Below are 10361 nucleotides of genomic sequence, written 5' to 3'. Positions count from 1 at the left end.
CGGGTGAAGCACTTCTGCACCGAAAGTCGCCATTTCTGCTGCTTCGTGAAATGCCATTGTATCAATACGTTGTGCATCTGGTACAACTCGTGGATCACTTGTGTAGATGCCCGGCACATCCGTCCAAATTAATACATCATTAGCATTTAATACTTCGGCTAATAAGGCGGCAGAGTAATCTGAACCACCACGACCTAGAGTTGTGGTTTTGCCTTCATCATCACGACCGATAAAGCCTTGAGTAACTACGATTTTACCTGCTTCAATAAGTGGTTTGATAACTTTATCGGATTGTTGTTGGGTTTTTTCGTCGTTTGGGGCAGCTTTACCGTAGTGGTTATCCGTCGCTACAATGTCTCGCACATCAACCCATACGGCTGGGTGTCCACGCTCAATTAGTAATTGGGTAAAGATTTTGGTGGACATCATCTCGCCGTGGCTGATTAATTCATCGCTTAATGCCGCAGAGGTCGCAAGGCTTGCAGATTCTGCTAGGGTTTCAATACGATCTAATAATTCGTCAATTTCAGCACGAACGCTGTCTTGGTGTTGCAGTTTTTCAATGATGTTGTATTGAATTTGGCGAACGGCTGTAATGATTTCATCACGTTTTTCTTTTTCACAACCATTTGCGAGCTCAACTAAATAGTTTGTAACACCGGCAGAAGCAGAAAGTACCACGACACGAGTGTTGGCATCTGCAATCACGATGTTTGCCGATGAGGTCATTGCATCAAAATTAGCAACGCTGGTACCACCAAATTTAGCCACAGAAAGATGAGACATAATAAAATTTCCTTAAAACAAAATAGATAAATGTTGTGTTAGGGGATATTCGGAAAGGAAATTTGAGTAGATTATACGGTTTGATTAGAGAACCAATTAATCAGAGCACTCCATTTAATATTTGCTATTAAATGACAGCTGATAGGATTCAACCTGCTCAGCCGATGTTAATTCCAGTCTAGTGAATTCACACCTCGGCAATCACTCCCATCACTTAATTTTCAAACGGTCCTAGTTACCTCAAATTAAGTTGCCTGAGTGTTGCACCTCTCCTGTAATGGCAATGCCATTACTCTTTTTTCAATGGATTGAAAAAACGGTATAGAAATACCTTTTTATCTGAGTTTTGTCAATGAATATTTGAAAAAACTTAGGGGGAGCAGTGAAAACAAGCGGTTATTTTTTCGTAAAATTTTACAAGAATTTGACCGCTTGAATAGTGAGTTTGAAATTTTACTCTAAAATTTTTTTTGAAATGGATCACAAAACTTAATTTAGGTGATTGTCTTTAAAATGCTTTTTTTCTATTCTATTTCTATTCAATATGAGTTAATTAATTGGAGGTTTGTATGAGTGTTTTAGGTTATCTACAAAAAATCGGTAGAGCCTTAATGGTGCCTGTGGCGGCTTTACCGGCAGCGGCACTATTAATGGGGATTGGTTATTGGATCGACCCGGACGGCTGGGGGGCAAACAGCCAGCTGGCAGCGTTACTGATCAAATCAGGGGCGGCAATCATTGATAATATGTCCATTTTATTTGCGGTGGGTGTTGCCTTTGGTATGTCTAAAGAAAAAGATGGGGCAGCAGCATTATCCGGCTTAGTTGGTTATTTAGTGATTACCACCTTGCTTGCACCGGGAGCGGTGGCTCAATTACAAGGCATTGCAGTCGATCAAGTACCGGCGGCATTCGGTAAAATTAACAATCAATTTATCGGGATTTTAGTGGGGGTGATTTCAGCGGAACTTTATAACCGTTTCTACCAAGTGGAATTGCCGAAAGCGTTATCCTTCTTTAGCGGTAAACGTTTAGTGCCGATTGTTGTATCGGTTGTGATGATCGTGGTTGCGTTTATTCTATTGTACGTATGGCCGGTGATTTTTGGTGGATTAGTATCTTTTGGTGAATCAATCAAAGATATGGGTTCAGTCGGTGCAGGTATTTACGCCTTCTTCAACCGTTTATTAATTCCTGTTGGTTTACACCACGCACTTAACTCAGTGTTCTGGTTTGATGTAGCAGGTATTAACGATATACCAAACTTCTTAGGCGGAGCGAAGTCGTTAGCGGAAGGCAAAGCGGTAGTAGGCGTAACAGGTATGTACCAAGCCGGCTTCTTCCCTGTGATGATGTTTGGTTTACCGGCAGCGGCATTAGCGATTTATCATAGTGCAAAACCGGCTAAAAAAGTGCAAGTTGCATCAATTATGTTTGCGGCGGCTTTAGCCTCATTCTTCACCGGTATTACTGAGCCACTTGAGTTTGCTTTTATGTTTGTAGCCCCTGTGCTTTATGTGGTGCACGCATTATTAACCGGTATCTCGGTGTATATCGCCGCTTCAATGGAGTGGATCGCAGGCTTTGGCTTTAGTGCAGGTTTAGTGGACTTAGTGTTATCCAGCCGTAACCCGCTTGCCGTTCAATGGTATATGTTGTTGGTGCAAGGTTTAGTGTTCGCTGTGGTTTACTATGCGTTATTCCGCATTGTAATTCGTGCGTTTAACTTAAAAACCCCGGGACGTGAAGATGATGTTGAGGCTCAAGCGGTCAATACCACATCTCATCAAGAAAGAGCAAAACAGTTTATTGATGCCTTAGGCGGTAAAGAAAACTTGCTCAATATTGATGCTTGTATTACCCGTTTACGTTTAACCTTAGCTGATGTGTCTAAAGTTAATGAGGCTCAATTAAAAGCCCTTGGCTCGAAAGGCAATATCAAATTAGGGGAAAATGCGTTCCAAGTGATTTTGGGAACAGAAGCGGAATTTGTTGCAGACGCAATGAAGAAACTTTAAAACTGAATCAATAAACAAGCGGTCAATTTTTCGCAAAATTTTGCAAGAAATTGACCGCTTGAATTTTATGCTTTTTTATTCGTTGGTGCTTGTTTATGAGCAGCCATTTTTTGGCGAATTTCACGGCGTTGTTTTGACAGTTCTGCGTTACGAATCATATAATCATCAACACGGTTTTCGTAGTCATCACGCATATTGGCAATAATAGCTCGAATTTCTTCAATAGACATTTCATCTGTAATGTATTGGGTTAGATTATCCAATAACAATACACGTTTTTGGTTATCACGAATTTTGCGATCGTTATCAGCAGTTTCTCGGTGTAATTTGTTTTTTAGACGATAAAGATGCACATATTCCAACATATCGTGGAATGATTTATTGACTTCAGACATAAAGACCTCTCTTAGTTGAGTTTTATTGAAAATAATTAAGTAAATCCTAGTCTTTTTCTGCCAATTCGTCAAAAAATTTTGTGTTAATTTTATGATTTAAATCTGTTATCAAAAAGTTCGTTAAATTTTGTAGTGATATTTAGCTTAAAAATGGTAATATCTTATCATTTATAGTTATTAAGGGATTTTGTTATGTCATCAAATATCGCTCCTCGTGAATTTGCTGCAATTGATTTAGGCTCAAACAGCTTTCATATGATTGTAGCCCGTATTGTGAATGGCTCAATTCAAGTCCTTTCTCGTCTTAAACGCCGTGTCCGATTAGCTGATGGGCTTGATGAAAATTTAATACTTAGTCAAGAAGCTATCGACAGAGGTGTCGATTGCTTGGCATTATTTGCTAAACGCTTAAAAGGCTTTTCTCCGGAGAATGTGAAAGTAGTCGGTACTTATACGCTACGAAGAGCTTCAAATAAACAAGATTTTCTTGACCAAGCAAAAGCGGTTTTTCCTTATTCTATTTCTATTATTTCGGGGCAAGAAGAAGCCCGATTGATTTATTCAGGGGTTAGCCACACACAACCTGAAACGGGTAGAAAGCTCGTAGTAGATATTGGTGGTGGTTCAACAGAAATTACCATTGGCGACAACTTTAATCCAATTCGGGCGGAAAGTCGTCATATGGGGTGTGTAAGTTTTGCTAAACGTTTTTTCCCAAAAGGTGAATTAACTATTGAGCTTTTTGATAGTGCTTATCAACTTGCAATGGAAAAAATTGAGGACTTGATGTGGGAATATCAAGAATTAGGCTGGGAACACGCACTGGGTTCTTCAGGCACAATTAAAACCGTTCATCAAGTTCTCATTGCTAATGGCTATCGTGATGGATTAATTACCGAGCCTCGTTTGCAAAAAATGATTGATTTATGTTTGGAATTTAAATCGTTACACGACATAAAAATGCGTGGGCTATTGGAAGAACGAGCAGATGTATTAGTGCCTGGTTTAGCTATTTTATTAGCACTTTTCCATACTTTTAAAATTGAGACTTTGCGTTATTCTAACGGTGCTCTGCGAGAGGGGGTGATGTATGGGTTGGAGAAAAGTTTCCAAGTAGGTGATATTCGCCAACGCACAGCCGAAGCTTTAGTTGAGCAGTTTGATTTAGATAAAAAACAAGCCGCAAGAGTGGAAAAAACAGCATTTATACTTTTTGACCAAATTAGATGTTGGAAAAATCGTCGCCAAATTGAAGATTTTCGTTCTATGCTGAAGTGGGCAAGTCTATTGCACGAAATTGGTATTGTAGTTAATCATAATAATGTTCATCGCCACTCCGCTTATTTGATTTCAAATAGAGATTTACCGGGTTTTGATTTTGAACAACAGACATTGTTAGCGGTGTTAATGCGGTATCATCTTAAAGGATTCAAACGTTCTGATATTCGTAGCATTAATCGCTACCAATATCGTGATATCTTAACCCTAGTTCGTTTATTTAGGTTAGCGGTGCTACTTAATCGTTCCCGTCAAGCCACGATTGAGCCAAAGCAGATTTTTCTTACTATTGAAAATAACGATTGGAATTTAGTATTTAATGAGAGCTTTTTAAGCCAGAACCCATTAGTATTAGCTGATCTAGAAGATGAGCAAAAGACATTATCTACGGCAGATCTTTCTTTAACTATTTCTTAATAAAGATAATCTTCATTCACTATTTTCATTAACGCCATTAAGGCGTTAATGATTTCCTTTGCTAATAAAATTTGATCTACTTCGCATTTTTGAAATTTTCTTATTGAGATTATTCTGTTAAGCCATTATTCTTCTTTTATTGGAGTATATCTTCATAAATGAGTGTTTGTGGAGTAATACGTCATAGCATATTTTATGAATAGTTTGAGGGAAATCTTATGTTATTAGCCGATTTATCATGAGATGATTACGCAAAATCATTACCACCTATATTTGCAAGACTTTGCGGCAAATTAAAAAGTTTAGATTTAGCTAATTTAGAACTGGGCTGGCAGGACTTAGAAGACGGTATTCGTATGAATGTGATGTCATTTGAAACCACTCCGGCAGAAGGTAAAAAAGCGGAAATGCACCGCAAATTTGTGGATATTCAATTATTGATTGAAGGTGAAGAGATGATTGAATACGGCTTAAGCCAGCCTGATTTATCAAAATATGATGAATACCGTGATGAAGATGACTACCAGCTCACCGATGCGATTGATGATAAAAATGAAGTTGTACTTAAAACAAATATGTTTGCTATTTTCTTACCTTACGAACCACATAAACCGGGTAATTCAGTAAATAGTAACAACGTATTAAAAAAATTAGTGGTAAAAGTACCTGTGGAATTACTATAGGAGGCGAAAATGTCTGCTAGAGGAAAAATTCTGAATACAATTAGTTCTCTACAAAGCAGTTTGACAAAAACGGAAAAGAAAATAGCAGCTGTAATTTTATCTCAACCTGAATTACTGAGCCAATGTTCTTTATCTGAAGTTTCGAAGCACTTAGATGTCGGTGAGGCAACGTTTATTCGTTTTTGTCGTACATTAGGATTTAAAGGCTATACCGATTTCAAATTGGAATTGGCAATAGAACTTGCTACTCAAAATCAAGATAAACGTGTTTTGTTAGATACAGATGTATCTGAAGGAGACACATCAAAAGATATTGCTAATAAACTAAAAAACAGCTTGGACAGTGCAATTAGTGAAACTATTAATCTACTTGATTTTGATGTACTGGAAAAAGTTGTACAAGAGCTACGAAAAGCCAAAAGAATATTTTTATTCGGTGTAGGCTCTTCAGGGCTAACGGCAGAAGATGCTAAGCATAAATTAATGCGTATCGGGCTACAAACTGATGCAGTAACCAACAACCATTTTATGTATATGCAAGCTGCTCTTGTTGAAGAAGGTGATTTAGTCATTGGTATAAGCCACTCGGGGTATTCTGAGGAAGTGGTGAAATCACTCCGTTTCTCTCGGGCTAATAAAGCTACTACAGTTGCAATTACGCATAACTTGCGTTCCCCTGTAACGGAAGAAGCAAATTATGTATTAATTAATGGTAATCGACAAGGGCATATGCAAGGAGATTCTATCGGTACAAAAATGTCGCAACTTTTTGTATTGGATTTAATTTACACCTTGTTAGTAAAAGCTGAGCCTGAAAATGCCTTAAAACAAAAACAAAAAACCTTAAACGTGATTTTAGAGCAGAGAGTTAAAGGCTAGACTTAAATAAGAAAACCTTTGGTTAATTTGATTAGCCAAAGGTTTTCTCATATTACAAGCGGTCTATTTTTTCTTAAATTTTACTAATTTTAATGCGACGCTTGAGCCAAAAATAACAATACAGGCAAAGCCCACTTGTGCCATAGAAATGCGTTCGCCGAGTACAATGTAAGCAATAATGGCAGTTGAAACGGGCATTAATAGCTCCAAGACTTGATAAGTTACCAGACCTTGAGTTTGGATTATATGAAATGTAAGCACCATTCCAGCAACAATAGCATAAATACCCACAGCCATTAGCGTGAATAAAAGCCAGCTTGGTGTTGCAAAAATTTCATTAATTTTGCCCGCTTGTAGGCTTAGTAACAGGCTTGAAATGGAGGTAGTTAATGAGGTTACACAGCTTAGCGTAAAAACGTTAAGCTCTCGGCTGAATTTAACGACTAAATTTTGAACATTGCGGATAATAATCGAAAGAAATAGAAAAAATGAGCCTAAAACAAACCCTTCTCCTACAGAAATAGTTTTGCCATACCAGACAAAGCCTAATGAACCAAGAATGGTTAAGACTGAGCCAAACCAAAAACGTTTATTTTTAATCCTTTCCCTTTCATCTTTAAAGAATAGAGCTGCAATGATTACACCGAAGGGCATTGCTAATACGCCAAAAATTGAGGCGGTAACTGCACTGGTAATTTTCACTCCTTTTAACCAAAAATACATATTGGCAGACATCATTAATCCGACAAATAACGCAATTGCAATCAGTTTCGGGCTTCTAACAAACTGAGTGAGTGATGAACGGAATTTCCATAGAATCAACAATAATAAGGCTACACCACCTACAAGAAATCTAACACCATTGTTATTAAGCGGATCAAAATGTAGGCTTAAAAATCGCAACAATACGATATTTAAACCAATACCCAAAACATAGAGCAGATTAGTGAAGATTAACTGATGAGAAAGAGGCATAAATTACATATAGCTCGGTTTAACACCGAGCGTTAAGGCATAAGAAATGTGCGTAGAATAGCAAGAAAGGTGGTTATTTTACAGCAGATTATGATGTTTTTTCATCAAGAGGGGTAATGTTGGTAGCTGATGCACCTCTATCGCCTTGTACTAATTCAAATTGTACTTTTTGCCCCACTTTTAATGAGCGATAGCCTTCTGTTTTGATTTCAGAAAAATGAGCGAAAATATCACCCTCACATACATCCGATGTAATAAAACCAAATCCTTGTACATTGTTAAACCATTTAACAATACCGATATCCATATAAATCTCCCTAAATAAATGAATGACGATAATCGGATTTTAAATAAAATGCTTAAAAGCTCAACTATCAAAGTGTGGAAATTAGACAGAGATCACAAAAATTCTTAGAAAATTGATGTTTCTAATCTGATGTTCCCATCTTCAACGACTATTGCTTTACCAAATTTTTTAACCATCGCTTCTTTCATTTTACTTTCATCTAAGGTGTAAACAGGTGTGCTGTTTAAAAAACCAGCTAATCCTTCTGCAAGCATCGGTAAGAACATTTGAAGCTCAGACTGATATTTGGCTGGCGTTGCAGACCAGCTCAGCAATCGTACATCTTTTAAGAATAATGCACCTCTTTGTGGATCGTAGTAGGGCGTAGTGTCCATATTTAAATGAATCGAAGCATCATATTTTTTGCCTCTGGCTTTTAAAATGCCATCCACTGCCCCTGAAATGGCAACTTTCTTTTCTTTTGTTCTACCAATTTGGCTAGTGAGTGAATGAAGGCGATAATCTAATTCAAATAACTGCGGAATACCGACTTTATCTTGAAGAGGTACTTTTTCACTTAATTTAGTTGCTAAATAATCATTAATTTCCTGTTCACTAATACTCAGCATATTGGCATTAACAGAAAGTATTGCGGCTGATGCAATAAATAAAGCGGTAAATTTACGTAAAATTTTCATAATTTATTCTTTAAAATTAGGTTTAATAGTTTAAACAAGGTAAAATGTACTTGGCTATCATAGCCCATATTTTATGTTAGGACATACAAAAAATGAAAAAATTCTTATTATGCGTTAGCATTTTAACTATTGTTGCTTGCTCATCAACTGGCGTTGGGGGTAATGTAGGAGTCGGTGGTGGCTCAAATGGTGTTGGAATCGGCTTAGGCGTTGGCACAGGCTTTAGATTCTAATTTGTAAATTTTTAGCGGTTTTTGACCGCTTTCACGAACTGTTTATTTGTGGATAGAAAATGAAGTACGAATTAAAAAAAACAAGTGGTAACGCTCGTCGTGGGCGTCTAACATTCAGCCGTCCGAGAGGAGAATTTCACGTTGAAACTCCCGCATTTATGCCTGTTGGAACATACGGCACAGTTAAGGGAATGACCCCTGAAGAAGTGGCGGCAACAGGAGCTCAAATTCTGTTGGGTAATACTTTCCATCTTTGGCTTCGTCCGGGTCAAGAAGTGATGAAAATGCACGGCGATCTGCACGATTTTATGCAATGGCACGGACCGATTTTAACCGATTCTGGCGGTTTCCAAGTGTTCAGCCTTGGCAAATTGCGTAAAATCAAAGAAGAAGGCGTTACGTTTCAAAACCCGATTAGTGGCGAGAAAATTTTCCTTTCGCCTGAAAAATCAATGGAGATCCAATACGATCTTGGTTCAGACATAGTAATGATTTTTGATGAATGCACGCCTTACCCGGCAACCTTTGATTATGCGAAAAAATCAATGGAAATGTCATTACGTTGGGCAAAACGCTCACGTGATCGCTTCGATGAATTAGAAAACCCAAATGCGTTATTTGGTATTATTCAAGGCGGAGTATATGAAGAACTGCGTAAGGTTTCAGTAGAAAAATTAGTTGAAATCGGCTTTGACGGCTATGCGGTGGGCGGTTTGGCAGTAGGCGAGCCAAAAGAAGATATGCACCGTATTTTAGAATACGTTTGTCCGCAAATTCCGGCAGACAAACCTCGCTACTTAATGGGCGTAGGTAAACCGGAAGATTTGGTGGAAGGCGTTCGTCGTGGTATTGATATGTTTGACTGTGTAATGCCAACCCGTAATGCTCGTAATGGTCATTTATTTGTTACTAACGGTATTGTAAAAATCCGAAACGCAAAATATCGTGAGGATACTGCACCGTTAGATCCGGAATGTGATTGCTACACTTGTAAAAATTACACTAAAGCCTACTTATATCATTTAGATAAATGTGGTGAAATTTTAGGGGCAAGATTAAACACCATTCACAATTTACGCTATTATCAACGCCTAATGGCAGAAATTCGCCAAGCCATTGAAGATGATCGATTTGATGATTTTGTAGTTGAATTCTATGCCCGAATTGGCAAAGACGTGCCACCTTTACAATCTGAAGTGAATAATCAGGAGTAACAAGGAGTTTATATGCAACAACTTGAACCGCAAACCTTTGCAAGCTGGGCTGAACCCATTGATATGTTGTATGCTTGCCATAGTAAAGTAAAAAGTTTCTGCAAACAATTGCAAATTTTGCCTGATTACCTTGAAAAGAATGGGGTAAACCAGGCAGTAAAAAATGATGTTCAGCAGATCTTAAACTACTTTAACATATCAGCTCCACTTCATCACGAAGACGAAGAAGATGATTTCTTTCCAGAGTTGATTAAAGTGCAGCCTAAAGCTCAAGCTGATGTGGATGAGTTAGAACGCCAGCACGTTCATTTGCATAAAAACTGGGACGATTTATCTGCACAGCTTGAAGCTTTGCTCGCAGGCGAACGAGAAAATGTCGATAGAGACTTAATCGAGCGTTTTGTGGCAGGTTATGATGTGCATATTGCGATTGAAGAGCCACTTTTCGAGCTAGGGCGTGAGTGTTTAGCAGAAGATAAGCTCTCGGCGATGGGTAAAA

11 protein-coding genes, 1 pseudogene and 1 riboswitch are annotated in these 10361 nt (G+C 38.1%); of the genes and pseudogenes, 7 read left to right on the top strand and 5 right to left on the bottom strand.

Annotated features, from left to right (window positions below; genetic code table 11):
- On the bottom strand, nt 1-786 hold a 786-nt coding region (locus ACJHV0_RS04370; protein WP_483133480.1), incomplete at its 3' end, for an aspartate kinase.
- A gap of 95 nt (nt 787-881) precedes the next feature.
- A riboswitch (Lysine riboswitch) is annotated at nt 882-1066 on the bottom strand.
- Between the two features lie 289 nt (nt 1067-1355).
- Here ACJHV0_RS04370 and nagE point away from each other — a divergent pair.
- Nucleotides 1356-2804 carry an N-acetylglucosamine-specific PTS transporter subunit IIBC gene (nagE, locus tag ACJHV0_RS04365; protein WP_483133479.1) on the top strand — a complete coding sequence of 483 codons (1449 nt, stop codon included), beginning with the start codon at nt 1356-1358 and terminating at the stop codon, nt 2802-2804.
- 65 nt (nt 2805-2869) lie between these two features.
- Here the strand turns inward: nagE and ACJHV0_RS04360 are convergent, their stop codons facing one another.
- Nucleotides 2870-3199, bottom strand: coding sequence for a DUF496 family protein (locus ACJHV0_RS04360; protein ID WP_025217386.1), 330 nt, complete (start codon nt 3197-3199; stop codon nt 2870-2872).
- A gap of 192 nt (nt 3200-3391) precedes the next feature.
- Between ACJHV0_RS04360 and ppx the strand changes: the two genes are divergently transcribed.
- The 3 genes and pseudogenes from ppx (at nt 3392) to ACJHV0_RS04345 (ending at nt 6456) form a co-directional block, all read left to right on the top strand.
- Nucleotides 3392-4894, top strand: a complete 1503-nt coding sequence (gene ppx, locus ACJHV0_RS04355; RefSeq protein WP_483133478.1) for an exopolyphosphatase — start codon at nt 3392-3394, stop codon at nt 4892-4894.
- Nucleotides 4895-5112: 218 nt separating this feature from the next.
- Nucleotides 5113-5577, top strand: a pseudogene (gene nanQ, locus ACJHV0_RS04350) (N-acetylneuraminate anomerase).
- Nucleotides 5578-5586: 9 nt separating this feature from the next.
- Nucleotides 5587-6456 carry a MurR/RpiR family transcriptional regulator gene (locus tag ACJHV0_RS04345; protein ID WP_025235933.1) on the top strand — a complete coding sequence of 290 codons (870 nt, stop codon included), beginning with the start codon at nt 5587-5589 and terminating at the stop codon, nt 6454-6456.
- Between the two features lie 63 nt (nt 6457-6519).
- On the opposite strand, the gene ACJHV0_RS04340 is transcribed toward ACJHV0_RS04345, so the two are convergent.
- The 3 genes from ACJHV0_RS04340 to ACJHV0_RS04330 form a co-directional block, all read right to left on the bottom strand.
- Nucleotides 6520-7431, bottom strand: coding sequence for a DMT family transporter (locus ACJHV0_RS04340; RefSeq protein WP_483133477.1), 912 nt, complete (start codon nt 7429-7431; stop codon nt 6520-6522).
- Between the two features lie 88 nt (nt 7432-7519).
- Nucleotides 7520-7738, bottom strand: coding sequence for a cold shock domain-containing protein CspD (gene cspD, locus ACJHV0_RS04335; RefSeq protein ID WP_483133476.1), 219 nt, complete (start codon nt 7736-7738; stop codon nt 7520-7522).
- A 104-nt stretch (nt 7739-7842) separates the two neighbouring features.
- Nucleotides 7843-8415, bottom strand: coding sequence for a YceB family lipoprotein (locus ACJHV0_RS04330; protein ID WP_334237408.1), 573 nt, complete (start codon nt 8413-8415; stop codon nt 7843-7845).
- A 92-nt stretch (nt 8416-8507) separates the two neighbouring features.
- On the opposite strand from ACJHV0_RS04330, the gene ACJHV0_RS04325 reads away from it, so the two are divergent.
- The 3 genes from ACJHV0_RS04325 to ACJHV0_RS04315 form a co-directional block, all read left to right on the top strand.
- Nucleotides 8508-8648 carry a hypothetical protein gene (locus tag ACJHV0_RS04325; protein WP_200865324.1) on the top strand — a complete coding sequence of 47 codons (141 nt, stop codon included), beginning with the start codon at nt 8508-8510 and terminating at the stop codon, nt 8646-8648.
- 59 nt (nt 8649-8707) lie between these two features.
- Complete coding sequence (gene tgt, locus ACJHV0_RS04320; RefSeq protein ID WP_483133475.1) at nt 8708-9862, top strand: tRNA guanosine(34) transglycosylase Tgt; 1155 nt, start codon at nt 8708-8710, stop codon at nt 9860-9862.
- Nucleotides 9863-9874: 12 nt separating this feature from the next.
- Nucleotides 9875-10361 (top strand): hemerythrin domain-containing protein (locus tag ACJHV0_RS04315; protein WP_483133474.1); only part of this gene is annotated, 487 nt, incomplete at its 3' end.

The organism is Mannheimia sp. (assembly GCF_056854775.1).
The sequence above is the reverse complement of the archived record's forward strand: the minus strand, read 5'-3'. Positions and strand labels throughout refer to the sequence as shown.

Bases quoted from the DNA above. Each gene is read 5' to 3' on its own strand.
- ACJHV0_RS04345 (WP_025235933.1), top strand. From the start codon at position 5,587: ATGTCTGCTAGAGGAAAAATTCTGAATACAATTAGTTCTCTACAAAGC.
- tgt (WP_483133475.1), top strand. From the start codon at position 8,708: ATGAAGTACGAATTAAAAAAAACAAGTGGTAACGCTCGTCGTGGGCGT.
- ACJHV0_RS04330 (WP_334237408.1), bottom strand. From the start codon at position 8,415: ATGAAAATTTTACGTAAATTTACCGCTTTATTTATTGCATCAGCCGCA.
- ACJHV0_RS04360 (WP_025217386.1), bottom strand. From the start codon at position 3,199: ATGTCTGAAGTCAATAAATCATTCCACGATATGTTGGAATATGTGCAT.
- ppx (WP_483133478.1), top strand. From the start codon at position 3,392: ATGTCATCAAATATCGCTCCTCGTGAATTTGCTGCAATTGATTTAGGC.
- nagE (WP_483133479.1), top strand. From the start codon at position 1,356: ATGAGTGTTTTAGGTTATCTACAAAAAATCGGTAGAGCCTTAATGGTG.
- cspD (WP_483133476.1), bottom strand. From the start codon at position 7,738: ATGGATATCGGTATTGTTAAATGGTTTAACAATGTACAAGGATTTGGT.
- ACJHV0_RS04325 (WP_200865324.1), top strand. From the start codon at position 8,508: ATGAAAAAATTCTTATTATGCGTTAGCATTTTAACTATTGTTGCTTGC.
- ACJHV0_RS04340 (WP_483133477.1), bottom strand. From the start codon at position 7,431: ATGCCTCTTTCTCATCAGTTAATCTTCACTAATCTGCTCTATGTTTTG.